The 24472-nt window shown below is 70.2% G+C and carries 24 protein-coding genes; 14 read left to right on the plus strand and 10 right to left on the minus strand.

The window, feature by feature from the left end; translation table 11 throughout:
* The first annotated feature begins 1 nt into the window (after position 1).
* From KY5_RS22555 to KY5_RS22565, 3 genes are all read left to right on the plus strand, one after another.
* On the plus strand, positions 2-952 hold the full coding sequence (locus KY5_RS22555; RefSeq protein ID WP_098243959.1) for an ATP-binding cassette domain-containing protein: 951 nt from the start codon (positions 2-4) through the stop codon (positions 950-952).
* Between the two features lie 17 nt (positions 953-969).
* Entirely contained in the window at positions 970-1749 is a 780-nt protein-coding gene (locus tag KY5_RS22560; protein WP_098243960.1) for an ABC transporter permease, read from the plus strand.
* 104 nt (positions 1750-1853) lie between these two features.
* On the plus strand, positions 1854-2630 hold the full coding sequence (locus tag KY5_RS22565; protein WP_098243961.1) for a MerR family transcriptional regulator: 777 nt from the start codon (positions 1854-1856) through the stop codon (positions 2628-2630).
* Positions 2631-2930: 300 nt separating this feature from the next.
* On the opposite strand, the gene KY5_RS22570 is transcribed toward KY5_RS22565, so the two are convergent.
* Entirely contained in the window at positions 2931-3302 is a 372-nt protein-coding gene (locus KY5_RS22570) for a YbjQ family protein (protein ID WP_098243962.1), read from the minus strand.
* 139 nt (positions 3303-3441) lie between these two features.
* On the opposite strand from KY5_RS22570, the gene KY5_RS22575 reads away from it, so the two are divergent.
* Complete coding sequence (locus KY5_RS22575) at positions 3442-4137, plus strand: DedA family protein (protein ID WP_098243963.1); 696 nt, start codon at positions 3442-3444, stop codon at positions 4135-4137.
* Positions 4138-4247: 110 nt separating this feature from the next.
* Here the strand turns inward: KY5_RS22575 and KY5_RS22580 are convergent, their stop codons facing one another.
* Together KY5_RS22580 and KY5_RS22585 are read right to left on the minus strand one after the other, a co-directional pair.
* Positions 4248-5921 carry a threonine/serine ThrE exporter family protein gene (locus tag KY5_RS22580; protein ID WP_234362820.1) on the minus strand — a complete coding sequence of 558 codons (1674 nt, stop codon included), beginning with the start codon at positions 5919-5921 and terminating at the stop codon, positions 4248-4250.
* 144 nt (positions 5922-6065) lie between these two features.
* Complete coding sequence (locus KY5_RS22585; protein WP_055549835.1) at positions 6066-6557, minus strand: inorganic diphosphatase; 492 nt, start codon at positions 6555-6557, stop codon at positions 6066-6068.
* Positions 6558-6642: 85 nt separating this feature from the next.
* Here KY5_RS22585 and dacB point away from each other — a divergent pair, with 85 nt between their 5' ends.
* The 7 genes from dacB to KY5_RS22620 all read left to right on the plus strand — a co-directional run bounded on the left by dacB (position 6643) and on the right by KY5_RS22620 (position 15347).
* Positions 6643-8157, plus strand: a complete 1515-nt coding sequence (gene dacB, locus KY5_RS22590) for a D-alanyl-D-alanine carboxypeptidase/D-alanyl-D-alanine-endopeptidase (RefSeq protein WP_098243964.1) — start codon at positions 6643-6645, stop codon at positions 8155-8157.
* A 164-nt stretch (positions 8158-8321) separates the two neighbouring features.
* A complete protein-coding gene (locus KY5_RS22595) occupies positions 8322-9443 on the plus strand; it encodes a zinc-dependent metalloprotease (RefSeq protein WP_098243965.1) in 1122 nt (373 codons plus the stop codon).
* A 238-nt stretch (positions 9444-9681) separates the two neighbouring features.
* Positions 9682-10713 (plus strand): tRNA lysidine(34) synthetase TilS, encoded by a 1032-nt coding sequence (gene tilS, locus KY5_RS22600; protein WP_098243966.1) that lies wholly within the window; start codon positions 9682-9684, stop codon positions 10711-10713.
* A 54-nt stretch (positions 10714-10767) separates the two neighbouring features.
* A complete protein-coding gene (hpt, locus tag KY5_RS22605) occupies positions 10768-11328 on the plus strand; it encodes a hypoxanthine phosphoribosyltransferase (RefSeq protein ID WP_055549829.1) in 561 nt (186 codons plus the stop codon).
* 184 nt (positions 11329-11512) lie between these two features.
* Entirely contained in the window at positions 11513-13537 is a 2025-nt protein-coding gene (gene ftsH, locus KY5_RS22610; protein ID WP_098243967.1) for an ATP-dependent zinc metalloprotease FtsH, read from the plus strand.
* 144 nt (positions 13538-13681) lie between these two features.
* Positions 13682-14287 (plus strand): GTP cyclohydrolase I FolE, encoded by a 606-nt coding sequence (folE, locus tag KY5_RS22615; protein WP_098243968.1) that lies wholly within the window; start codon positions 13682-13684, stop codon positions 14285-14287.
* 70 nt (positions 14288-14357) lie between these two features.
* On the plus strand, positions 14358-15347 hold the full coding sequence (locus KY5_RS22620; protein WP_234362821.1) for a hypothetical protein: 990 nt from the start codon (positions 14358-14360) through the stop codon (positions 15345-15347).
* A 4-nt stretch (positions 15348-15351) separates the two neighbouring features.
* Here the strand turns inward: KY5_RS22620 and KY5_RS22625 are convergent, their stop codons facing one another.
* The 6 genes from KY5_RS22625 to KY5_RS22650 all read right to left on the minus strand — a co-directional run bounded on the left by KY5_RS22625 (position 15352) and on the right by KY5_RS22650 (position 20297).
* The gene (locus KY5_RS22625; RefSeq protein ID WP_098243969.1) at positions 15352-15837 is read right to left on the minus strand and encodes a DUF3180 domain-containing protein; all 486 of its coding nucleotides are present in this window, start codon (positions 15835-15837) and stop codon (positions 15352-15354) included.
* Positions 15838-15884: 47 nt separating this feature from the next.
* On the minus strand, positions 15885-16496 hold the full coding sequence (folK, locus tag KY5_RS22630) for a 2-amino-4-hydroxy-6-hydroxymethyldihydropteridine diphosphokinase (protein ID WP_098243970.1): 612 nt from the start codon (positions 16494-16496) through the stop codon (positions 15885-15887).
* Positions 16493-16852, minus strand: coding sequence for a dihydroneopterin aldolase (gene folB / locus KY5_RS22635; protein ID WP_098243971.1), 360 nt, complete (start codon positions 16850-16852; stop codon positions 16493-16495). Before folB ends, folK begins: the two co-directional genes overlap by 4 nt.
* 224 nt (positions 16853-17076) lie before the next feature.
* The gene (locus KY5_RS22640) at positions 17077-17577 is read right to left on the minus strand and encodes a nuclear transport factor 2 family protein (RefSeq protein ID WP_098243972.1); all 501 of its coding nucleotides are present in this window, start codon (positions 17575-17577) and stop codon (positions 17077-17079) included.
* Positions 17574-18446: a dihydropteroate synthase gene (gene folP / locus KY5_RS22645; RefSeq protein WP_098243973.1), complete on the minus strand. Its 873-nt coding sequence runs from the start codon at positions 18444-18446 to the stop codon at positions 17574-17576. Before folP ends, KY5_RS22640 begins: the two co-directional genes overlap by 4 nt.
* 30 nt (positions 18447-18476) lie before the next feature.
* Positions 18477-20297 (minus strand): phosphatidylglycerol lysyltransferase domain-containing protein, encoded by a 1821-nt coding sequence (locus tag KY5_RS22650; RefSeq protein WP_098243974.1) that lies wholly within the window; start codon positions 20295-20297, stop codon positions 18477-18479.
* Between the two features lie 249 nt (positions 20298-20546).
* Between KY5_RS22650 and KY5_RS22655 the strand changes: the two genes are divergently transcribed.
* Positions 20547-21665: an alpha/beta hydrolase gene (locus tag KY5_RS22655; RefSeq protein WP_098243975.1), complete on the plus strand. Its 1119-nt coding sequence runs from the start codon at positions 20547-20549 to the stop codon at positions 21663-21665.
* 62 nt (positions 21666-21727) lie between these two features.
* Here KY5_RS22655 and KY5_RS22660 read toward each other — a convergent pair whose 3' ends face one another.
* Positions 21728-22876: an ABC transporter ATP-binding protein gene (locus tag KY5_RS22660; protein WP_098243976.1), complete on the minus strand. Its 1149-nt coding sequence runs from the start codon at positions 22874-22876 to the stop codon at positions 21728-21730.
* Between the two features lie 158 nt (positions 22877-23034).
* Here KY5_RS22660 and KY5_RS22665 point away from each other — a divergent pair, with 158 nt between their 5' ends.
* Together KY5_RS22665 and KY5_RS22670 are read left to right on the plus strand one after the other, a co-directional pair.
* Complete coding sequence (locus KY5_RS22665) at positions 23035-23763, plus strand: ABC transporter permease (protein ID WP_098243977.1); 729 nt, start codon at positions 23035-23037, stop codon at positions 23761-23763.
* Complete coding sequence (locus tag KY5_RS22670) at positions 23760-24449, plus strand: ABC transporter permease (protein WP_098243978.1); 690 nt, start codon at positions 23760-23762, stop codon at positions 24447-24449. The genes KY5_RS22665 and KY5_RS22670 overlap by 4 nt, the downstream gene beginning before the upstream one ends.
* Positions 24450-24472 lie beyond the last annotated feature (23 nt).

Genomic DNA, 24472 nt, shown 5'->3' on the forward strand with positions numbered 1-24472 from the left:
GATGACGGACGCGATCGTCGTCGAAGGAGTACGGAAGAGGTTCGGGGAGAAGGTCGCGCTCGACGGCCTCGACCTGGTGGCGCCGCGCGGCACGGTGCACGGCGTGCTCGGTCCGAACGGCGCGGGCAAGACCACCGCGGTGCGGGTGCTCACGACCCTGCTGCGGGCCGACGAGGGGCGTCTGGAGGTCGCGGGCCACGACGTGCGGCGCAGCCCCGACGAGGTGCGCAGGCGCATCGGGCTGCTCGGTCAGCACGCGGCGGTGGACGAGGAGCTGAGCGGCAGGCAGAACCTCGACATGTTCGGGCGGCTGCACCACCTGGGTGCCCGGCGCGCGGGCGTGCGGGCCGACGAGCTCCTGGAGCGGTTCGGGCTCGCGGACACCGGCCGCAAGGCGGTCAAGCGGTACAGCGGAGGCATGCGGCGCCGTCTCGACCTCGCCGCCTCGCTCGTCACCGATCCCGAGGTGCTGTTCCTCGACGAGCCCACCACGGGGCTCGACCCGCGCGGCCGCGCCGAGGTGTGGGACTCGGTGCGCTCACTGGTCGGCGGCGGCACGACCGTGCTCCTGACCACGCAGTACCTGGAGGAGGCGGACCAGCTGGCCGACCGGATCTCGGTGGTCGACGGCGGCCGCGTCATCGCGCACGGCACGGCCGACGACCTGAAGGCGGACCTCGGCGGCGACCGCATCGACGTGGTGGTGCGGGACGCGGGCCAACTGGCGCGCGTCGCCGACCTGCTGCCGGGACGGGCGACGGTGGACGCCGACCGCAGGATGGCCTCCGCGCCGGTCGAGGACCGCATGGAGGCCCTCACCGGCGTCGTACGGGCGCTCCAGGACGCGGGCGTCGACGCGGAGGACGTGGCCGTGCGCAGGCCCACCCTCGACGAGGTGTTCCTGAGCCTGACGGGGCGCACGGACGGCGAACGCACGAAGGAGGGCGTGTGAGTACGGCGAGTACGTCGATGAGCTGGGCCGTGACGGACTCCTGGACCATGACGCGGCGCGAACTGGCGCACTGGGCGCGGCAGCCGGTGCAGGTCCTGGTGGGCCTGGTCTTCCCGGTGATGCTGCTGCTGATGTTCACGTACCTCGTCGGCGGCGGCAAGGGCATCGCGGGGGAGTACGCGGAGTTCCTGGTGCCCGGCATGTTCGCGCTGACGATGGTCTTCGGGCTCGACGCGACGATGGTCGCGGTCACCCAGGACCTCAACAAGGGCGTGATCGACCGGTTCCGCTCCCTGCCGATGGCCAACGGTGCGGTCCTGGTGGGCCGTTCGATCGCGGACATGCTGCAGTCGTTCGTGTCGCTGCTGGTCATGATGGGCGTGGGGCTCGCGATCGGCTGGCGCTGGCACGGCTCGTTCGGTTCGGTCGTCGCGGCCGTCGCGCTGCTGCTGATGCTGCGGTTCGCGATGCTGTGGCTCGGCATCCACCTGGCGATGATCGCGGGCAGGCCGGAGCTGGTGGCGGCCGTGCAGATCCTGGTCTGGCCGGTCGGCTTCCTCTCCAACGCCTTCACCGTCCCGCAGAACATGCCCGGGTGGCTGGGCACGGCCGTCGAGTGGAACCCCCTGTCGGCGACGGCCACGGCGGTCCGCGACCTCTTCGGCAACGACCCGGGCGTGGTGGGCACCTCCTGGGCGGCGGAACACGCGGGGCTCCTCGCGGTGCTGTGGCCCGTGGCGCTCGTGGGGGTATTCCTGCCGTTGGCGGTGCGGAGGTTCACGGCGCTGAGCAAGTAGGCGAGCACGCGGGCGGCGGCCTCCGGACGCGCGCGGACTTGCACCTCACGTGACGTGAGGACGCAGGCTGAGGCGCGTACGGAGCAAGAGAGAGGGCGGAAGCCATGAGCTACTCCGTGGGACAGGTCGCGGGCTTCGCCGGAGTGACGGTGCGCACGCTGCACCACTACGACGAGATCGGCCTGCTCGCCCCCGGCGAGCGCAGCCACGCGGGACACCGGCGCTACAGCGACGACGACCTGAACCGGCTGCAACAGATCCTGTTCTACCGGGAGCTCGGCTTCCCCCTCGACGAGGTGGCGGCCCTCCTGGACGACCCGGACACGGACCCGCGGGACCACCTGCGCCGCCAGCACGAGCTGCTGACCGCGCGGATCCACAAGCTCCAGGAGATGGCCGCCGCCGTCGAGACCGCCATGGAGGCGAAGAAGATGGGCATCAACCTCACGCCCGAGGAGAAGTTCGAGGTCTTCGGGGACCACGACCCCGAGCGGTACGCGGAGGAGGTCGAGCAGCGCTGGGGCGACACGGACGCCTACAAGGAGTCGCAGCGCAAGGCCGCCTCGTACACGAAGGAGGACTGGAAGCGGATCAACGACGAGATGAACGCGGTCCACGACCGCGTCGGCGCGCTGCTCGCCCGGGGCGTCCCCGCCGACTCCGAGGAGGCGATGGACGCGGCGGAGGCGCACCGGGAGTGCATCACGGCGAACAACTACCAGTGCTCGCACGAGCTGCACACCTGCCTCGGTGAGATGTACGTCGCGGACGAGCGCTTCACCGCGTACTACGAGGCGATCAGGCCGGGGCTCGCGGTGTACATGCGGGACGCGATCCTCGCCAACGCGGCCCGGAACGGGTGGGTTCCCTCCGACTCGTGACGGGCCGGGGCGCGACGGGACCCGGGTCGTGACGGGACCCGGGTCGTGACAGGGCGGGGCGTCTGACCGACACTGCGGGTACGCACCGGCCCGCACGCCCTCGTAGACCCTCGCGCACCCAGGAGGCCCCCGTGTCAGGACTGTTCTCCCGCGTCAGGCGGTTCCTCCGCAGCCCCCAGGGGCAGCGCGCCATCCACGAGGCCCGGCGCGCGTCCCGCGACCCCAGGCGCCGCGCTCAGGCCAGGCGGCTCCTGGGGAGGCTGCGGGGCAGGCGGTAGCGGCGCGCGGCAGCCGCTCCCGCTACTGCTGCTGCTGCTCGATCACGACGGCCGTTCCGTACGCGCAGACCTCCGCGGCCCCGTCCAGCGCCTCCGTGACGTCGAAGCGGAACATCAGGACGGCGTTGGCGCCACGCGCGCGTGCCTGCTCGATGAGGCGCTCCATGGCCTGGTTGCGGGTCTCCACGAGCGTCTTGGTGAGCCCCTTCAGCTCGCCGCCGATCATGGACTTCAGACCCGCGCCGATCTGGCTGCCGAGGTGCCTGGAGCGCACCGTGAGGCCGAAGACCTCACCGATCACGCGGGTCACCCGGTACCCCGGCACGTCGTTCGTGGTCACGACCAGTACGTCGGACTGGGGATTGAGGCCCCCACCGAAATCTTCGATACCCATGGCACACAGCTTTGTCCCAGATGTCGCACAGTGCACCCTGGGAGGGACGGTGGAACCTGGCCGGGCCACCTCGCGTTGATAGCTTTGGGCGGCTGCACCCGCCGCCGCACCGCCCCCTCACCCCCAGGAGCCCGGAACCGTGACGACGCTTGCGCTCGGACCAAGCTGGCTGGATCCGGATTACCTGCTGAACCAGTTCGGTCTCTGGGGCCTGCTCCTCATCGTCTTCGCCGAGTCGGGCCTGCTGATCGGCTTCTTCCTGCCCGGTGACTCGCTGCTGTTCACCACGGGCCTGCTGATCACCACGAACAAGCTGGACACCCCGCTGTGGCTGGCCTGCCTGCTGATCTGCCTCGCCGCGATCCTCGGCGACCAGGCGGGCTACCTCTTCGGCAAGAAGGTCGGCCCCTCGCTCTTCAACCGCCCGGACTCCAAGCTCTTCAAGCAGGAGAACGTGGTCAAGGCGCACGACTTCTTCGAGAAGTACGGCCCGAAGTCCCTGGTCCTGGCCCGCTTCGTGCCGATCGTGCGCACCTTCACGCCGATCATCGCGGGCGTCTCCGGGATGCGGTACCGCTCGTTCATCACGTTCAACATCATCGGCGGCGTCATGTGGGGCGCGGGCGTGACGCTGCTCGGCGCCTGGCTGGGCAACATCGAGTTCGTCCACAAGAACATCGAGGCGATCCTCATCCTGATCGTCCTCGTCTCGGTGGTGCCGATCGCCATCGAGTTCCTGCGGGCGCGCAGCAAGTCCAAGAAGGCGGCGGCGACGGCCGAGGGCGGCCCCCAGACCACGCCCCCGACCCAGCGCGGCAGGCACGCGAAGCGGTAGTTGGAGGCCGGGGGCGGGAAATCCAGCCCGTCCGGGAGGAAATCCAGCCCGTCCGGCGTTTGAGGACCGGGGGCCCGGGGGCAGCGCCCCCGAAACCCCGGCCCACAGGGTCAGAACCCCCTGGTCCGCTTAGCCGCACGCCGATTCGCCGCAGAAGCGGCACCCGGCACCTTCAGGATCAGCCGCGACACCTCACTCCCCAAGTTCACGCCGATCGCGATGGCGAGCGCCGTCGCGACGGCCTTGGTGAGCGAGTTGATGCCCGTGTTCAGGTCGTTCTGCGCCAGGGCGAGCAGCCCGAAGTACGTCGCGCTACCTGGCAGCAGCGGCCCGATCGCGGCCGTCACGTACGGCAGTGACGACGCGAACCGATAGCGCGAGAAGAGCTGCCCGAAGAGACCCACGAGCCCGGCCGCGATGGCCGTCGCCGCGACCGGCGAGAGCTTCAGCGGGGTCTGCGCGAGCGCACCGAACATCACCCAGGCGATGCCGCCGTTGAGGGTCACGATCGCCACGGTGTGACGTTCCTGCTGGAGCAGGATCGCGAAGGCGAGGCTCAGCGCCATCGACGCCAGGATCTGGATGACGGGGCGCGACGAGGTCACACCGAACTTCGTCTCCGGAGTCAGGTTCGTCGCGTCCAGCATCACGCCGAGCGAGAGCACGAGCAGGACGCCGCAGACGATGCCCACGATGAGGTACATGACCTCCAGGAGGCGCGCGGCCGCGGTGATGTAGTAGCCGGTCAGACCGTCCTGCACACCGGCCACCAGGGCCCGCCCCGGGATCAGCGCGAAGAGCCCACCGGTGATGACCGCGGAGGCCATCGACGCCTCCGTGTGCGTGAAGCTGAGCGCCACGCCCATCAGGGCGGGCGGCATCGCCGCGCCCACGAACTGGTAGAACTCCGGCAGCCCGCGCCCCGCGCACAGCCAGGCGAGCCGGTCGCCGAGCATCGCGCCGACGGCGGCCACCAGGAAGACGAGCGCGCCACCGCCCACGAGTACGGACGCGGAGCCCGCGAGCAGCCCGCTGGCCGCCGTCAGGGCCCAGCCGGGGTAGGGGTGGCGGTTACGCCGGATGCCCGCCAGGCGGCGGTACGCCTCCTCCAGGGAGACGTCGATGTCCGGGTCGCTGATGTCGTCCACCAGGTGGAAGACGGCCGCGAGCCGCGTGTAGTCGGTGCCGCGCCTGCGCACCGTCCTGGAGGCCGTGACGGGGTCGTCGACGAGCGAGGGCTGGTGCGAGATCGACAGGAGCGTGAACGTCACGTTCGGCTCGCAGCGGTCGAGGCCGTAGGACCGGCAGACGGCGAACATGGCCGCCTCGACGTCCTCGGCGCCCTCACCGCCCGCGAGCAGCAGCTCCCCGATGCGCAGCGTCAGGTCGAGCACGCGGGGCACGGCGGGCCCGGTCTCGTCCTCCTGCTTCTGCGCGGCCTCCGGAGCGGGCCGCTCGGCGACCGGCATCCGCAGCATCGTGCGCATCTGGTCCTGCCAGGGCACCTCCTTGGTGAGCTTCACCAGGGGGATGCCCTGCGCGGGCGTGAAGGCCTGCGGAGCGTTGCGGGAGCTGTAGGTGTGCGGCGTGGTGAACGCCGACTTCTCGGTCTCCTGCGTCGTCGACGACGGGGTGGCGAGGCCCGTGGGGATCGCGAACTCCGACGTGGTCTGCGACTCGTCCTCGAGCGTCGGTGCCTGCGGCATCACCCCGCTGGGTTGCACGAAGGCACTGCGGGCCTCGTCCGACTGCGGTTTGCGGTCCTCGGCCTCCTGCTCGGACACTCCTCGCCTCACTCCTCGTCCGACACGTGCGCACCCTCCGTACGCCAGTATGAGCACAGATCCGTACGTCAGTATGAGCACAGATACGCGAACGGGCCGCGCGATCCGGACGTCGGATCACGCGGCCCGTACGAGGCCGGTGGCTCAGTGGCCGCCCTGCGCCTCGGCGCGCTTGTACGACTTCTCGATCTCGGCCTCGGCGTCCGCACGGCCGACCCAGTCGGCGCCCTCGACGGACTTGCCGGGCTCCAGGTCCTTGTAGACCTCGAAGAAGTGCTGGATCTCCAGGCGGTCGAACTCGGAGACGTGGTGGATGTCGCGCAGGTGCTCCACGCGGGGGTCGGAGGCCGGGACGCAGAGCAGCTTGTCGTCGCCGCCCGCCTCGTCGGTCATCCGGAACATGCCGATCGCGCGGCACTTGATGAGGCAGCCCGGGAAGGTCGGCTCGTCCAGGATGACGAGGGCGTCCAGCGGGTCACCGTCCTCGCCGAGGGTGTTCTCGACGAATCCGTAGTCCGCGGGGTAGCTGGTCGACGTGAAGAGGCGACGGTCCAGACGGATCCGGCCGGTCTCGTGGTCCACCTCGTACTTGTTCCGCGAACCCTTCGGAATCTCGATGGTGACGTCGAACTCCACGGGTGGCTCCTCCATGATCAGCACATACTTCGGGTGATTAAGTGTCCCTCACGCAGATGTGTGATCGCGAAAGGGGCTGGACGTCGTGCCGGAGCTCAAGCCTTGGCAGCGGCCTCGGCAGCTGTGGAGACAGCTGCCCAAGCCCTCCGCCGTCAAGCTCCCCCGGGTTTCGGGGAAGCTCAAGACCTGGCAGCTCACGGCGGGTGCCGCCACCGTCGGCCTGGCGATCTCGGCCGGGGCGGTGGCCGCGGCCGGCCCTTGGGACTCCTCCGGCCAGCGTACGGCCGAGCGGGACTGGGCCGCTTCTCAGGAGGCCGGGGGTGGCGCAGATCACGGAGGTCGTACGCCGGGACGAGCCCCCAGCGCGCCCTCCGTGCTCGCCGGGCTCGGCGCGCCCGCGGGGACGGCGCCCGTGCCGACGGGACGGGCCCTGGCGGACGTCCTCGACCCGATCATGAAGGACCCCGCGCTCGGCCCCGAGAAGGCGGCCGTCGTGGTGGACGCGGCCTCCGGCAAGCGCGTCTACGACAAGGACGCGGACAAGCTCCTGACGCCCGCCTCCACGATCAAGATCGCCACGGCGGTCGCGGCGCTCGGCTCCGTAGGACCCGATCACCGCATCACCACCAAGACGGTGATCGAGCCCGACACCGACGAGGTCGTCCTGGTCGGCGGCGGCGATCCCACGCTCACCGCCCGCAAGGACGGCCGCTACACCGACAGCGCGGCGAACCTGCGCACCCTCGCCGAGGACACCGCCCGCGCCCTGAAGGCCCGCGACGTCGACGAGGTGACCCTCTCGTACGACACCTCGCTGTACTCGGGACCCGTGCAGCACCCGATCAGCCCGAACGAGAACATCACGCCGGTCAGCGCCCTGATGGTCGACGAGGGCCGCCTCGACGACTCCGTGAGCGGCCCCGCGCCGCGCACCGGGGACCCGGCGGGCGACGCCGTGCGCAAGTTCGCGGGCTTCCTCAAGGACCACGGCGTCAAGACGAAGGGGGAGCCAGGGCCCTCCCAGGCGTCGGGCCGCGCCGAGTCCCTCGCCAAGACCGAGTCGCCGCCGCTGTCCTTCCTGGTCGAGCGGATGCTGACGCACAGCGACAACGACATCGCCGAGCACCTGGCACGCCAGACGGCGCTGGCCGCCAAGGAGCCCGCCAGCTTCGACGGCGCGGGCAAGGCCACCCGCGCCGCGCTCGACAAGCTCGAACTCCCCGTCGGCGACGCCGTGTTCGCCGACGGCAGCGGCCTGGACCGCGCCGACCGGGCATCGGCCCTCCTGCTCACCGAACTCCTCGACCGCGCCGCCGACCCCGCCCGCCCCGAACTGCGCTCCGTCCTGACGGGCCTGCCCATCGCGGGCTTCACCGGCACCCTCGTCGACCGCTACCCCGAGGATTCCCCCGGCACCGGCCTCGTCCGCGCCAAGACCGGCACGCTCACCGGCGTGAACACCCTCTCCGGCACGGTCGTGGACGCCGACGGCCGCCTCCTGGTCTTCGCCTTCATGACCACGGGCACCACGGACGCGAAGGCGGCCCAGAAGGCCCTGGACCACATGGCCTCGACGGTGGCGAACTGCGGTTGCAGGTAGTCGCTGGACGGTGGGGTGCCCCGTAAGGGGCGCGGGGAACTGCGCGACAAGCCACACGCGGCCCGCAGGCGAACGAACCCCCTGGGCCCCCTAGGGGCCCGCTCCGGGCCAGACCCGGGTCACAACCCCCTCCGCGTCGGGGAGGGACCACGTACCGTTGACGCATGACGCGCATCGGTGGTGCCGAGATGGTCGACTGGAATCTCGCGGTCGCGACCGCGACGCGCCTGGTGCGCCCGGGCCCTGAGGTGAGCCGGGACGAGGCACGCGCCGTCGTCGCGGAGCTCCGCAAGCACGCCAAGTCCTCGGAGGAACACGTCCGTTCCTTCACGAGGATGGGCACGGACGAGATCCACGACACCCCCGTCCTCGTCGTGGACCGCGCGGGCTGGGTCCGGGCGAACGTGGCGGGCTTCCGCGCGCTCCTCAAGCCCCTCCTGGAGAAGATGCAGGACCGGCGGGGCTCGGGCCCCGGCGGCGCCGTGCTCGGCGCGGTCGGCGGCAAGGTGACGGGCGTGGAGCTGGGCATGCTCCTGTCCTTCCTGGCCTCCCGCGTCCTCGGGCAGTACGAGACCTTCGCCCCGGCCACCCGCGAGCTCCCCGCGGGGGCGAACGGCGGCGGCAGGCTCCTGCTCGTCGCGCCGAACATCGTGCACGTCGAGCGCGAACTGGACGTGGACCCCCACGACTTCCGGCTCTGGGTCTGCCTCCACGAGGAGACGCACCGCACCCAGTTCTCCGCCGTGCCCTGGCTCCGCGACCACATCGAAGGCGAGATCCAGTCGTTCCTCGGCGAGACCGAGGTCGACCCCATGACGGTCCTGGAGCGCGTCAGGGAGGCCGCCCAGTCGCTGGCGGGCGGACGCCCCGAGGGCGAGGAGGACGACGGCGGGCGCTCCCTCGTCGAGCTGGTGCAGACCCCCGCCCAGCGCGAGATCCTCGCCCGCCTCACGGCCGTGATGTCCCTCCTGGAGGGACACGCGGACTTCGTGATGGACGGCGTGGGACCCGCCGTCGTGCCCTCCGTCGCCGAGATCAGGGAGAAGTTCAAGGAGCGGCGCGCCCGCGGGGCGAGCCGCCTCGACCAGGCGCTGCGCAAGCTCCTCGGCCTCGACGCGAAATTGCGCCAATATCGCGACGGCGAGCGCTTCGTGCGCGCGGTCGTGGACGAGGTCGGCATGGACGGCTTCAACCGCGTCTGGACGTCTCCGAACACACTGCCCACCAAGGCGGAGATCGCCAAACCGGCGGACTGGGTCGCGAGGGTGCACCGTAAGGGAGAGTGAGGGACCGGATGCGGCCGATGGCAGGAGAACGCCCCCGCAATCACCCGTCCGAGGGACCGTAGGCAATGGGTAGGCGTGCAATGCTCGGGGAACGGCTCGGCTCTGTCACCATCGACACACTCTGAGTGACCGAACTCAAGGGAAGCAGGGGCCCACGGTGGGCCCCCGAAAGCCCCGAGTGGGTCCTGAGTGACTGATTCCGAGGCTCACCCCCCGAACTTCATGAAGGGAACCGGACATGGGTCCCCATCCTGCGGTCGCGGCGATACGCCTGGCGGTCCGCCGCGTACTCCACGACGTACTGACCGACGTACAGCGCAGCTCCGAGAACGACCCCCCACCCCCGCACGAGCAGGCCCGGCCGCTCGTGCTCGTCGCATGCTCCGGCGGCGCCGACTCCATGGCACTCGCCTCCGCCCTCGCCTTCGAGGCCCCCAAGCTCGGCATCCGCGCCGGCGGCGTCACCGTCGACCACGGCCTGCAACCGGGCTCGGACCTGCGCGCCGCCGAGGTCGTGGTGCGCATGACCGCGCTCGGCCTGACCCCGGCCGAGTCCTTCGCCGTGGACGTGGGCAGGGAAGGCGGTCCCGAGGCCGCCGCCCGTGACGCCCGCTACGCAGCCCTGGATGCCGCCGCCGAACGGCATTCAGCAGCCGCCGTCCTGCTCGGGCACACCCGCGACGACCAGGCGGAGACCGTCCTGCTCGGGCTCGCCCGCGGCTCCGGGATCCGCTCCCTGTCCGGAATGGCCGCGACCTCGGGGGCCGCGGGACGTTACCGGCGACCCTTCCTGCACATCGACCGGCAGACCGCCCGCAAGGCCTGCATGGTCCAGTCGCTGCCCGTCTGGGACGACCCGCACAACGCCGACCCGGCGTACACCCGTTCCCGGCTGCGCCACGAGGGCCTGCCCGCGCTGGAGAAGGCGCTCGGCAAAGGAGTCGTCGAAGCCCTCGCCCGTACGGCGCAGTTGTCCAGGGACGATGCCGACGCGCTCGACAGCTGGGCGGCCCAGGCCGAGACGAGCGTGCGGGACGCCACGGGCCTCCTGGAGTGCGCCAAGCTCTACGCCCTGCCGCCCGCCGTGCGCCGCCGCATCGTGCGCAGGGCCGCCATCGAGGCGGGCGCGCCCGCCGGTTCGCTGTTCGCCCGGCACATCGAAGAGGTCGACCGTCTGATCACCGGCTGGCGCGGCCAGGGAGCCATCAATCTCCCGGGCAAAGTCGTGGCTCAGCGGCAGGGTGGCAGACTGGTGATCCGGCAAGGCTGACGAGAGGCCACGTTCACCGTGCGCCCCGTGTGGCCGGTGTGACGACCGAAAGTGATGCGGGTGGACGCGAAAGACATGGGCACCGACCTTCAGTCGGTGCTCATCACCAAGGAAGAGATCGACGCGAAGCTGGCCGAGCTGGCCGCGAAGGTCGACGCGGAGTACGCGGGCAAGGACCTGCTGATCGTCGGCGTCCTCAAGGGCGCGGTGATGGTCATGGCGGACCTGGCGCGTGCGCTGTCCACCCCCGTCACGATGGACTGGATGGCCGTCTCGTCGTACGGGGCGGGCACGCAGTCCTCGGGCGTCGTCCGGATCCTCAAGGACCTGGACACCGACATCAAGGGCAAGCACGTCCTGATCGTCGAGGACATCATCGACTCCGGTCTGACGCTGTCCTGGCTGCTCTCCAACCTCGGTTCGCGCGAGCCCGCCTCCCTCGAGGTGTGCACGCTGCTCCGCAAGCCGGAGGCGGCGAAGGTCGCGATCGACGTGAAGTGGATCGGCTTCGACATCCCCAACGAGTTCGTCGTGGGATACGGCCTCGACTTCGCGGAGAAGTACCGCAACCTCCCGTTCGTCGGGACGCTCGCCCCGCACGTCTACGGAGGCTGACGCTCCGTAAGCGCCCGCACGGCGTCGGGGAACCCTCACCCGTTTCCCGCCGTTGGAGCAAGGGAAGGCGGGATTGCCAGCACTCCCGTGCGGCTTCGGGTCACAATGCTGGGGTACCGTCCGAAGAACAGTCTTTATCAAACTCACTATGGCAGGAGGGACGGGGCGTCATCGCTCCGTATGGATGGACGTGAAGCGATACTTCCGTGGGCCAGTCATGTGGATCGTGCTGGCCGTCCTTGCCGTGGTCGTGTTGATGCAGGTCGTCGGCTCGTCCGGTGGCTACAAGACGGTGGACACCGGCCAGGTCGTCCAGGCGATCAACGACAACAAGGTCGAATCAGCCAAGCTCACCACCGGTGACGAGCAGATCATCAAGGTCGAGCTCAAGGACGGCCAGAAGGTCAAGGACAGCAGCAAGATCCAGGCGAGCTACATCGGCGACCAGGGCGTCGACCTCGCCAAGTCCCTGCAGGCCAAGTACGAGAGCAAGGACATCCCGGACGGTTACACCGTCTCCCCGTCGAAGCAGAACCCGTTCGTCGGCATCCTGCTTTCGCTGCTCCCCTTCGTCCTCATCGTCGTCGTCTTCCTGTTCCTGATGAATCAGATGCAGGGCGGCGGCTCCCGGGTCATGCAGTTCGGGAAGTCCAAGGCCAAGCTCATCACCAAGGACACCCCGAAGACGACCTTCTCCGATGTGGCGGGGTCCGACGAGGCGGTCGAGGAGCTCCACGAGATCAAGGAGTTCCTCCAGGAGCCGGCGAAGTTCCAGGCGGTCGGCGCCAAGATCCCCAAGGGCGTACTCCTCTACGGCCCGCCCGGTACGGGCAAGACGCTGCTCGCGCGTGCCGTCGCCGGTGAGGCCGGGGTGCCGTTCTACTCGATCTCCGGCTCCGACTTCGTCGAGATGTTCGTCGGTGTGGGTGCCTCCCGTGTGCGCGACCTCTTCGAGCAGGCCAAGGCGAACGCCCCGGCGATCGTCTTCGTCGACGAGATCGACGCGGTGGGTCGCCACCGCGGTGCCGGTCTCGGCGGTGGCCACGACGAGCGCGAGCAGACGCTGAACCAGCTGCTCGTCGAGATGGACGGCTTCGACGTGAAGGGCGGCGTCATCCTGATCGCCGCCACGAACCGGCCCGACATCCTCGACCCGGCGCTGCTCCGCCCGGGCCGTTTCGACCGGCAGATCGCCGTCGACCGTCCGGACATGATGGGCCGTCTGGAGATCCTCAAGGTCCACCAGAAGGGCAAGCCGGTCGCCCCGGACGTCGATCTGGGCGCGGTGGCCAGGCGTACCCCGGGCTTCACGGGCGCCGACCTGTCGAACGTGCTGAACGAAGCGGCGCTCCTGACGGCGCGCAGCGACAAGAAGCTGATCGACAACCACTCCCTCGACGAGGCGATCGACCGCGTCGTGGCGGGCCCGCAGAAGCGGACCCGGATCATGTCCGACAAGGAGAAGAAGATCACCGCGTACCACGAGGGCGGCCACGCCCTGGTAGCGGCGGCCTCTCCGAACGCGGACCCGGTCCACAAGATCACGATCCTGTCCCGCGGCCGGGCCCTGGGTTACACCATGGTCCTGCCCGAAGAGGACAAGTACTCGACCACGCGCAACGAAATGCTCGACACCCTCGCGTACATGATGGGTGGGCGCGCGGCCGAGGAGCTCGTCTTCCACGACCCGACGACGGGCGCGGCGAACGACATCGAGAAGGCCACGGGCACGGCCCGCGCGATGGTCACGCAGTACGGCATGACCGAGCGGCTCGGCGCGATCAAGTTCGGCGGTGACAACACCGAGCCCTTCCTGGGCCGCGAGATGGGTCACCAGCGGGACTACTCGGAAGAGGTCGCCGCGCTGGTCGACGAAGAGGTCAAGAAGCTCATCGAGAACGCGCACAACGAAGCGTGGGAGATCCTCGTCGAGAACCGCGACATCCTCGACAACATGGTTCTCCAGCTGCTCGAGAAGGAGACCCTCGGCAAGGAAGAGATCGCCGAGATCTTCGCGGGCATCGTGAAGCGCCCGGCCCGCCCGGCGTGGACCGGCTCCTCGCGGCGCACGCCCTCGACCCGCCCGCCGGTGCTCTCCCCCAGGGAGCTGTCACTGACGAACGGTGCGAACGGCGCCACCCCCGCGGTGACCGCCGGCACGACGGACCAGCCCGTCGAGGTGGTCCCGGAGGACCGTCCCGAGAGCTGATCCCGCGAGCCCTGAGCAGGCCCGGAATGGATGCCGCGCCCCCCTGGTTTTAGCCTGGGGGGCGCGGCTTGTTTCGTACGCCCGCAATTGGCACGCTCACTCCCGCGCACGGCAGGCGCGGGAACGTAGAGGAACGAGGCACAGATGACCGACCCCGTGACGCTGGACGGCGAGGGCGCGATCGGCGAGTTCGACGAGAAGCGGGCCGAGAACGCCGTGCGTGAGCTCCTGATCGCCGTGGGGGAGGACCCCGACAGGGAGGGGCTTCGGGAGACTCCCGGGCGCGTGGCGCGGGCGTACAAGGAGATATTCGCCGGGCTGTGGCAGAAGCCGGAGGACGTCCTGACGACGACGTTCGATCTCGGCCACGACGAGATGGTCCTGGTGAAGGACATCGAGGTGACCTCATGCTGCGAGCATCATCTGGTCCCGTTCAGGGGCCTTGCGCACGTGGGCTACATCCCGTCCGCCAGCGGCAAGATCACGGGACTGTCGAAGCTGGCGCGGCTCGTGGACGTCTACGCTCGGCGCCCCCAAGTGCAGGAGCGGATGACGACCCAGATCGCGGACTCGCTGATGGGCATCCTGGAGCCGCGTGGCGTCATTGTCGTCGTCGAGTGCGAGCACATGTGCATGTCGATGCGAGGTATCCGTAAGCCGGGCGCCAAGACGATCACCTCGGCGGTGCGCGGGCAGCTGCGCGATCCCGCGACGCGCAACGAGGCGATGAGCCTGATCATGGCGCGATAGCCGGATTGTCAGTACTGCCCGATACCCTCCCCGGCCAGTGGAGTTGGTCGCTGGTCGAAGGGGGATCGCGGTGGGATACGGGCTGCCCAGCAACCAAACGGTGAACGCCGTGGGCGGGCGGCAGCGTGCGCGGGACATTCGTGTCGGTTCCAGGCTCTGGACGTTGGACGGCGAACGCACGGTGCAGACGACCGTCACGGAAGTGGAGGTCGTCAAGGCGAGAGAAGTCGTGGACGTCGTGGCTGACGGCGTGACGCTGACCGTTGCCGCGGACCAGATGCTCGGTGCGCCCGACGGATGGGTTCACGCCCGGGACGCCGCGGACACGGTGCTCGCGTGGACCCCGGCACGCAAGTTGTGCCGAGCACGTCTGACGATCAGGCCGGGCTACGAGTTCGGGTATCTGATCGGCGCCACGTGTTCGGACGGCACGGTCGGCGTGAACTACGTTTCGCTGGTCGTCAATGACGAACGGTTCGCCCAGCGGTACGCGCGGTGCTTGACCGTTGCCACGGGCCTGAGCGCCGGGCTCGAGCCCGTGACGCGCCCGTCCGGGTACCTGCGACGGCAGGTACCCGGTTATCGGGTCCGCGTCGTGTCGTCCTACCTGGCGGATGTGCTGAGGCAGTACGTGGGCGGTGATGCCCACCATCTAAGGCAGGGGTTTCCGCGCGTGGTGCTTCGGGATCCGGAGACCTTCCAGGGTTTCCTGGACGGCTACACGGACGGCGACGGATACCTCATCAAGACCTGGCCAGGGCGAGTACTGGTCAGCGCCAACGTTCCCTTCCTCACCGAGCTCGCCCGGATCGTGGGTGCGAGGTTCACGCCCCGAGCTGACGGGCGGGCTTCGAGGCTCATCATCACCGACCGATGGCCTTCACGCGGGACGTTCAGGCCGGAGCAGCATCCGATCCAGCTGCGTGAGTCCGGCTGGTCCCAGGTGCACGCGGTACGGCGTCGTGAGGCTGGGGACAAGCCGTTCACCCTGTACGGGTTCCGGCTCGCCCCCTACCCCAGCTTCCTGGTCAACGGTCACTTGGCCCGACAGCAGTGGTGAGCGCCTATGCCGCCGGCGCCGCCCCCGCGTCCTCGTCGTCGTCCTCAGGGAGCTTGCAGACCCGCTCCATGAAGAAGGCGGCCGCGATGACGGCGATGCCCATCAGGACCGAGAGCCCGGCGTAGATCGCCTGGTCGCGGCGTGCGGGGATGTCGAGGAACTCCAGCATGAACACGCCCACGCCGCCGTACATCCCCGCGACGAGGGCCGCGACGAGGGCGCTCGCCTGGCCGAAGACCAGGGCGCGCGCGGCCATCATCGGGTCCACGCCCTTCGCGTCGGGGCGGCGCTCGCGCTGGGCGCGCAGCCGGGACCGCAGTGAGAGCGCCGTCGCCAGCAGGACGACGGCGATCACCGCGAGCACGATGGGCGCGGCCAGCGGGACCCGCGGCAGCGTGCCGAGGGAGTCCCACAGGCGGGCGCCCGACCAGGACAGCACTCCGGCCACGGCGAAGAGGCCGGCCAGCGTCCTGATGCGCAGTTGCTTCACGGGTGACCCTTCATCGGCTTGCTTTCCTCGACCGCCTTCTCCAACGACTACTCCGGCAGCCGGAGTTCCAGGTCGGCGCGGGGCAGTACGCCGTCGCGGCCGACACCGGCGAGCAGCTCGGCCACCGGGCCGCGTCCCGCGACCTGGGCCTCGGGCTCCACGTCGTGCCAGGGGGCGAGCACGAAGGCGCGTTCGTGCGCGCGCGGGTGGGGCAGCGTGAGCACCGGGTCGTCGGAGATCACGTCGGCGTACGCCACGATGTCCACGTCGATCGTGCGGGGGCCCCAGTGCTCGTCGCGTACGCGGTGGAAGGCTTCCTCGACCGCGTGCGCGCGCTCCAGGAGGGAGGCGGGCGGCAGGGTCGTCTTCACCACGACGACCGCGTTGAAGTACGAGGGCTGGGTGCCGGGCTCGACGCCCCAGGGCTCGGTCTCGTACACCGGGGAGACGGCCTTGACGCGCAGCCCCGGGGTGTCCTCCAGGGCGTCGATGGCGCCCTGGAGGGTCTCCAGGCGGTTGCCCAGGTTGCTGCCGAGGGAGATCACGGCGCGCTTGGGGTTGGACAGGGTGGTGTCCGCGGCGTCCACCTGCTCGACCACGGAGGTGGGCACCGGCTGGACGGTCGGGTCGCTCTGACCCGCTTTGAAGGGCGCAGTCATACTCGGCTCCGGGTGATGGTGACGGTCACGTCGTCGAAGGGGACGGTGATCGGGGCGTCCGGCTTGTGCACGCACACCTCGACCTCCAGGACTCCGTCGTGCTTGAGACACGTCTGGGCGATGCGCTCGGAGAGCGTCTCGATGAGGTCGACGGGCTCGCCCTCGACGACGGCCACGACCTCCTCGGCCACGATTCCGTAGTGCACGGTCTTCGCCAGGTCGTCGTCGGCCGCGGCCGCTCGCGTGTCCAGGCCAAGCACCAGGTCCACGATGAAGGTCTGGCCTTCTTCGCGCTCCCGCGGATAGACACCGTGGTGCCCGCGGGCCTTGAGGCCGCGCAGCGCGACACGATCCACGCGAATCACTCCTGCAATCGTCGGTATCGGCAGGCCTGCACCGAGTGCGGTCGGCACACCAGCCTCGATCGAATCTACCTGCGAGCACCGACAGTGCTCGCCCGCGGGGCCCGTAGGCCGCCGCGGTGGACGGGTGTCGCGCCGCGTTCGGGCCGCGGCGCGTGGCTGGTAGCCGCCCATACCCGGCGGCCCGTGATCCCAACCACTTCTCGGCACCTACCCACTCAGGAGGGTGTCTCGTCGCCTTCTTCGTCGTCGGTTTCGGCCAGCACGGGCGAGGCGTGGTGCGACCAGAGCTTCCAGCCGTCGGGTGTGCGCCGGAACACGTTCGTGGCGACCACGAGCTGGCCCACCAGCGGGCCGAGCTCGCCGCCGCCCTCCGGGGGCGGGCCGCCGCTGAGGATGTTCTCGGTGCAGGTCACCAGGGCGGTGTCACCGGCGACGCCGACCTTGAGGTCGGTCAGGAAGAACTGGATGTACTCCGTGTTCGCCATGATCAGCGCGTACGACCTGAGGACCTCGCCGCGCCCGGTGAGCACCGGCCAGCCGGGGTGCACGCAGGAGATCGCCTCGCCGGTCGTGGCCTGGCCCTCGCCGTCCTCCGCGGGGTCCTCGGAGTCCAGCCACAGGTCGGAGACCTCGTCGAAGTCGCCGCGCTCCAGGGCTTCGTAGAAGGCGGTGTTGGCGCGTTCGACCTGTTCGACGTCGGTCTGGGCCCCGGTCACTTGTGGCCGCCAGCGGCGTCCGTGACGGCCTGGGCGACGCGGACCGCGTCGGCGGTCGCCCGCACCTCGTGCACGCGGACCGCCCAGGCGCCCTGGTGGGCGGCGATGGCGGAGACCGCGGCGGTGGCCGCGTCGCGCTCGCGGGCGGGTGGCGGGGCGCCCTCGGGGCCCGCGAGGACCCGGCCGAGGAACCTCTTGCGGGAGGCGGCGACCAGGATCGGGTGGCCGAGCTCGCGCAGCCGCTCCAGACCCGCGAGGAGCGTCAGGTCGTGCTCGGCCTCCTTGGAGAAGCCGAGGCCCGGGTCGACGACGATGCGCTCGGGGGCGATGCCGCCCTCGATGGCGGCCGCCACGCGCGCGTGGAGCTCGTCGACGACCTCGCGGAGCACGTCCTCGTAGTGCGGCTTGGCGTGGATGTCGGTGAGGAAGCCGCGCCAGTGCATGACGACGAAGGGGGCGCCCGCGGCGGCAACCGCAGGGACCATGCGCGGGTCGGCGAGGCCGCCGCTGACGTCGTTGACCAGGACGGCGCCCGCCGCGAGCGCCTGCTCGGCGACGGTGGCGCGCATGGTGTCCACGGAGACCGTGACGCCCTCGGCCGCCAGGCCGCGCACCACGGGGACGACGCGCTTGAGCTCCTCGTCCTCGTCCACGCGCGGTGCGCCGGGGCGGGTGGACTCGCCGCCGACGTCGACCAGGTCGGCGCCCTGCGCGACCAGGTCGATGCCGTGTTTGACGGCGGCCGTGGTGTCGAACCAGCGGCCGCCGTCGGAGAAGGAGTCGGGCGTCACGTTCACGACCCCCATGACCGCACAGCGGTCCCACTCCGGAAGCCCCTGGACCGTTCCCCGCCCGCGCAACGTACTCATGCGTCCAGCCTAGGCCCGGACAAGGGCCGATTACGCCGCCTGGACCTCGCGCTCGGCGGCCTGGTGCGGGCAGGGACGGCGCTGTGCGGTGCCCTTGCGCAGGAACCGGGGCAGCGCGAGCGTGACGAAGCCCTCGGCCTGCATCGCGGCGAAGCCGATGCGGGGCAGGTCCTTGCTGGAGCGGTAGACCACGAAGCGGGGCTCCCAGCGGGGGCGGAACTTCGCGTTGAACTTGTACAGGGACTCGATCTGGAACCAGCGGGACAGGAAGACGAGCAGCCCGCGCCAGGCGCGAAGCACCGGGCCCGCGCCGATCTTCTCGCCGCGGGCGAGCGCCGCGCGGAACATCGCGAAGTTGAGGGACACGCGCGCGATGCCGAGCTTCGGGGCGGCCTGGAGGGCGGCCACGATGAGCAGTTCGTTCATGCCGGGGTCGGCCGAGCGGTCGCGGCGCATGAGGTCCAGGGAGACGCCGTCCTTGCCCCAGGGGACGAAGTGCAGGACGGCCTTCAGGTCGCCGTAGGCGCCCGGCTCCTCGTCGGCCTTGTGGGCGGTCGCGATCAGACAGTCGCCGTCGTCCGGGTCGCCGATGCGGCCGAGCGCCATGGAGAAGCCGCGCTCGGTGTCGGTGCCGCGCCAGTCGTCGGCGGCGCGCTGGATCCTGGCCAGCTCGTTCTCGCCGAGGTCACGGATGCGCCGTACGCGCGTCTCGTACCCATTGCGCTCGATTCGCTTGACCATCTGGCGTACGTTGCGCATCGCACGCCCGGACAGGGAGAAATCCGCGACGTCCACCACCGCCTCGTCGCCGAGTTCGAGGGCGTCAAGGCCGGTCTCGCGGGTCCAGACCTCGCCGCCGGTCTCGGAGCAGCCCATGACGGCGGGCGTCCAGGAGTGGGCCTTCGCCTCGTCCATGAAGCGCTCGATCGCGCCGGGCCAGGCCTCGACGTCGCCGATCGGGTCGCCGCTCGCGAGCATCACTCCGGAGACGACGCGGTAGGTGACGGCGGCCTTGCCGCTGGGGGAGAAGACGACGCCCTTGTCGCGGCGGAGCGCGAAGTGGCCCAGCGAGTCGCGGCCGCCGTGCTTGTCGAGCAGGGCGCGCAGCTTGGTCTCGTCGTCCTCGGTGAGGCGTGCGGCCGGGTGCTCGGGGCGGAAGGCCAGGTAGATGGTGGTGAGCGCGGTCAGCATGCCGAGTGCGCCCAGGGAGAAACCAACCGTCCAGGAGGTGCGTCCGTAGTAGTCGACGGGGCCTTCGAGACCGAAGAGTCCGTAGAGGACGTGCGCCAGGCGCTCGGTGATGCTCGGGTCCCCGATCACCTTCCCGGGGTGGGCGCTGACGATCACCAGACCGAGGAGGATCGAACCCGCTCCGAGGAGGACGAAATTGGCCAGTGCCCGCCAGCGGCTGCGCGGGTCGGGCAGGGCCGTGAACTCACTCCGATGGCGCAGCAGGAGAGCGAGCAGAGCGAGCGAGATCACCACGCCGATCACGGAGTGCCGGTAGGTGAACTGCGCCACGGCGCCCGCGGGCAGCAGCACCACGGCGGCCCGCCAGGCCCGCCGTTTGTGGCGGCGCAGGCCGTGCGCGAGCAGCAGCAGCAAGATGCCCGAGCTGAGCGCGAGGGCGGCCGCGAAGGGGCCGAGCGCGCCCGGCAGGACCTCCGCGATGGCGTGCATGCGACTGTGCCGGAAGCGCGGGAAGACACCCGCCGCCACGTTCAGCAGCCCTACGAGCAGGCAGGCCCTGGCGACGAGGGTCGGCACTGCCTCCGGGCGCGGGCCGCGCAGTATCCGGTGGAGCCGCCCGTCATGATGGTGGTCCTCACTGCTCGGAACCCCACCCGACATTTCCCCATCTATCCTGACAGACATCGCATCCCGTAGTTCTGCGAGAGAGCTTGAATCCGGTGCCAAAGCGGCATCCGGCACTATTGCGCCCTCTAGGACGGTCCTTCCGGGAGACGGGTTCACTCCCGACCGGAAAACCGGAGGAAAAGCTCCGGCAAGAGCCAGTAAGGCCGAGGTCCGGGTTCGGTCACGGTCCGGCAGGCCACGGCAAAGCCGGGCAAAGGTAGAAAGTGCAGGCAGGAACACCCCATGGGACTCACGAGCAACAAGGTCCTGACCCTTGCGGTCGTGCTGGCCGTTCTGCTCTTCGTCGGCACTATATGGCTCTGGCCGCGCCTCGCGCGCCAGTCCTGGAAGGCCGTCACGGGGAGGGTGGGGCTGCTGATCGCCACGCAGGTCGCGATCTTCGCCTCGATCGGCCTCTCGGCGAACCAGGCGTTCGGCTTCTACGCCACCTGGGCCGACCTCTTCGGGCAGGAGACGAGTCCCGGCGTGGTGGTGGACCACGACCCGGCCAAAGGGGAGGGTCCGGTAAAGGTCCTCGACACCCAGCCGGTGAACGTGCCCGGCGGCAGCAGGCCCGCCACCGGCGGCCAGATCCAGAAGGTCGACATCGGCGGCAGGACGTCGAACATAGCCAGCCCCGCCTACGTCTACCTGCCGCCCGAGTACTTCCAACCGCAGTACAAGAACCGCAAGTTCCCCGCCTCCGTGGTCCTCACCGGCTACCCGGGCACCGCGGAGGCGCTCATCAAGGGCCTGCACTACCCGCAGACCGCGCACCGCCAGGCCGCCAACGGCAAGATGCAGCCGATGATCCTGATCATGATGCGGCCGACCGTCGCGCCGCCCAGGGACACCGAGTGCGTGGACATCCCCGGCGGCCCGCAGACCGAGACGTTCTTCGCCAAGGACCTGCCCCACGCGATCTCCGGCCAGTACCGGGTGGGCACCAAGGCCGAGAACTGGGGCATCATCGGCGACTCCACCGGCGGCTACTGCGCCCTGAAGCTCGCCATGCACCACCCCGACAAGTACGGCGCGGGCGCGGGCCTCTCCGCGTACTACAAGGCGCCCATCGACGTCACCACGGGCGATCTCTTCCACGGTGACAAGGAGCTGGAGCAGCGCGCCAACCTGGACTGGTACCTGGAGCACATGCCGCCGCCCAAGACCTCCCTGCTGGTGAGCAGCAGCAAGAAGGGCGAGAGCAACTACAAGGACACCTTGAAGTTCATCGACAAGGTGAAGGCCCCCACGCGGATCTCGTCGATCACGCTCGACAGCGGCGGCCACAACTTCAACACCTGGCGCCGGGAGATCCCGGCGACCCTGCAGTGGATCAGCGGCCGCCTCACCGACAACTGAGCGCCACGCGCCGCCGGGTGAGCTCGCTCACACCGAGGCCCCTCACGCCGTGATGAGCTCTCTCACACCTTGGTGACCGTCTCCAGCTCGACCTCGTCGCGCGCGATGGCCTGCGCGTCCGCTGCCGTGGAGCGGCGCAGCGCCTCGTGCAGCCTGGCGGGTGTGAGCACCCCCAGGAAGCGGCCCTCGCTGTCCTTGTCGATCACCGCGATCCAGCCCGCGTCGTGCTGGAGCATCGTCGCGAACGCCTGCTTGAGGCTCGCGCCCACCGGGAGCCAGGCCTCCATGCGCCGCGCGTGCTCGCGGACCGTGCCGCTCTCCCCGCGCGCGTGCTCGGCGGAGATCCAGCCGTGCAGGTTGTTCTCGCCGTCCAGGACGACGGCCCAGCGGGCGTCGAGCTTCTTGGGCAGCGGGTCGTCGAGGTGCACCACGGGCGGCTGCTCCAGGTCGCCCTCCTCGATCGGCGTCACGGAGAGCCGCTTGAGGCCGCGGTCCGCGCCCACGAAGTCGGCCACGTAGTCGTTGGCGGGGGCGCCGAGGACGGTCGACGGGGTGTCGAACTGCTCGATGCGGCCCTGCCCGTAGACGGCGATCCGGTCGCCGAGGCGGACCGCCTCCTCGATGTCGTGCGTGACGAAGAGCACGGTCTTGCGTACGGCCTGCTGGAGGCGGAGGAACTCGTTCTGCAGGTGCTCGCGCACCACGGGGTCGACCGCGCCGAACGGCTCGTCCATCAGGAGCACCGGCGGATCGGCCGCCAGGGCGCGGGCCACGCCGACGCGTTGGCGCTGGCCGCCGGAGAGCTGCTCGGGGTAGCGGTCGCCGAAGACGGCGGGGTCGAGGCCGACCAGGTCGAGGAGTTCGGCGGCGCGCTCGCGTGCCTTGCCGCGCTTGACGCCCAGGAGGTGCGGGACGGTCGCGGTGTTCTCCAGGACCGTCTTGTGCGGGAAGAGGCCGACCTGCTGGATCACATAGCCGATGCGGCGCCGGAGTCGGACCGGGTCGGTGTCGGATATGTCCTCGCCGTCGACGAGTATCCGGCCCTCGCTCGGCTCGATGAGCCGGTTCACCATCTTCATCGTCGTGGTCTTGCCGCAGCCCGACGGGCCGACGAGCGTGACCAGTTCGCCCTCGGCGACCTCGAAGGACAGATCGTCGACGGCCGTGGTGCCGTCCGCGTAACGCTTGGTGACGTGCTCGAACCGGATCATGTTTCCCCATTGTGGCGGGCGGTGGCGGGCTTTGCGTGAAGGCCGTGTTTCGGCCCTACAACGAGTCTCGGCGATTGTCAGTGCCTCGCGTTAGGGTCGCCAGACACGGGGGGACGTGTGTGCGGCATACGTCTGGGATTTCGGGGGAGGTGGGGCGCGTGGCGCAGCAGAACTGTCTGGTGACGAACGACTGGATCTGCGGGGAGTATCTCCGCACCCGCAGCCAGGAGTTGATCGACGCGACCCTTCAGCACGTCGGGATCACGCTCGCCTCGGTCGCGATCGGCCTCGCGGTGTCGCTGCCGCTCGCGCTGCTCGCGCGGCGCTGGCGCTTCCTCGCGGGACCGATCCTCGGCGTGACGACCGTGCTCTACACGGTGCCCTCGCTCGCCATGTTCTCGCTGCTGCTGCCGTTCTTCGGCCTCTCCGTCTCACTGGTCGTCACGGGCCTGGTCCTGTATTCGCTCACGGTCCTCGTGCGGAACATCCTGGCCGGTCTGCAAGCCGTGCCCGACGAGGCACGGGACGCCGCCAAGGGCATGGGGTACGGCCCGTTGCGGCTGCTCTGGGAGGTGGAGCTGCCGCTCGCGCTGCCCGCCCTCCTCGCCGGTGTCCGCATCACCACGGTCTCCACCGTCGCCCTGACCACCGTCGGCGCCATCGTGGACTACGGCGGCCTCGGCTCGCTGATCCTCGACGGCCTCGACACGACCTTCAAGGCCCAGGTGCTCACCGCGTCGGTGCTCTGCGTGCTCCTCGCGATCGTGGCCGACGTGCTGTTGCTCGGCCTCCAGCGCCTGCTGACCCCGTGGACCCGCGTCCACCGCATACGTACGAGCCGTGCCGCCCGCAAGGCGGCCGTGGCCAAGGTGGCTGAACCCGCATGAACGAGATCACCGGTGCGTACGACTGGCTGACCACGGGCGCCAACTGGCAGGGCGAGAAGGGGGTGTGGCACCGCCTCTCCGAGCACCTGTACTTCAGCGGGGTCACGCTCGCCGTCGCCTGCGCGATCGCACTGCCCCTCGCGCTGTACCTCGGCCACATCGGCAAGGGCGGCGCCCTCGCGGTCAACATCTCCAACATCGGCCGCGCGGTGCCCACGCTGGCGCTGCTCATCCTGCTCACGCTCACCCCGCTCGGCGAGCACGGGGACGCGCCGACGCTGATCGCCCTCGTCCTCTTCGCGGTGCCGCCGCTGCTCACCAACGCCTACCTCGGGATGCGCGAGGTCGACAGGGCGGTGGTGGAGGCGGCGCGCGGGATGGGCATGAGCGGACGCCAGCTGTTCGCGCGGGTCGAGCTGCCGCTGGCGTACCCGCTGATCATGACGGGCATACGGTCGGCGGGCGTGCAGGTCGTCGCGACGGCCACGCTCGCCGCGATGGCGGGCGAGGGCGGCCTCGGCCGCATCATCACGGCCGGGTTCAACCTGCAGAACACGCCCCAGGTGGTCGCGGGCGCGCTCCTGGTGGCGCTTCTCGCGCTGCTGGTCGAGGCGGTCCTCGTCCTGGCGGGGCGGCTCTTCGACCCGCGCAGGGGGACGCGGTCGAGCAGCGAGGCCGTTCAGTGAGTTCGGTTCGGCGAGGCCGTTCG

Source organism: Streptomyces formicae, from assembly GCF_002556545.1.
Lineage (GTDB): Bacteria > Actinomycetota > Actinomycetes > Streptomycetales > Streptomycetaceae > Streptomyces > Streptomyces formicae_A.

Coding starts and splice junctions, on each gene's coding strand:
- KY5_RS22555 (WP_098243959.1), top strand. CDS start 2: ATGACGGACGCGATCGTCGTCGAAGGAGTACGGAAGAGGTTCGGGGAG.
- KY5_RS22560 (WP_098243960.1), top strand. CDS start 970: ATGAGCTGGGCCGTGACGGACTCCTGGACCATGACGCGGCGCGAACTG.
- KY5_RS22565 (WP_098243961.1), top strand. CDS start 1,854: ATGAGCTACTCCGTGGGACAGGTCGCGGGCTTCGCCGGAGTGACGGTG.
- KY5_RS22570 (WP_098243962.1), bottom strand. CDS start 3,302: ATGGGTATCGAAGATTTCGGTGGGGGCCTCAATCCCCAGTCCGACGTA.
- KY5_RS22595 (WP_098243965.1), top strand. CDS start 8,322: ATGACGCGCATCGGTGGTGCCGAGATGGTCGACTGGAATCTCGCGGTC.
- tilS (WP_098243966.1), top strand. CDS start 9,682: ATGGGTCCCCATCCTGCGGTCGCGGCGATACGCCTGGCGGTCCGCCGC.
- hpt (WP_055549829.1), top strand. CDS start 10,768: ATGCGGGTGGACGCGAAAGACATGGGCACCGACCTTCAGTCGGTGCTC.
- ftsH (WP_098243967.1), top strand. CDS start 11,513: ATGGACGTGAAGCGATACTTCCGTGGGCCAGTCATGTGGATCGTGCTG.
- folE (WP_098243968.1), top strand. CDS start 13,682: ATGACCGACCCCGTGACGCTGGACGGCGAGGGCGCGATCGGCGAGTTC.
- folK (WP_098243970.1), bottom strand. CDS start 16,496: ATGACTGCGCCCTTCAAAGCGGGTCAGAGCGACCCGACCGTCCAGCCG.
- folP (WP_098243973.1), bottom strand. CDS start 18,446: ATGAGTACGTTGCGCGGGCGGGGAACGGTCCAGGGGCTTCCGGAGTGG.
- KY5_RS22650 (WP_098243974.1), bottom strand. CDS start 20,297: ATGTCGGGTGGGGTTCCGAGCAGTGAGGACCACCATCATGACGGGCGG.
- KY5_RS22655 (WP_098243975.1), top strand. CDS start 20,547: ATGGGACTCACGAGCAACAAGGTCCTGACCCTTGCGGTCGTGCTGGCC.
- KY5_RS22660 (WP_098243976.1), bottom strand. CDS start 22,876: ATGATCCGGTTCGAGCACGTCACCAAGCGTTACGCGGACGGCACCACG.
- KY5_RS22670 (WP_098243978.1), top strand. CDS start 23,760: ATGAACGAGATCACCGGTGCGTACGACTGGCTGACCACGGGCGCCAAC.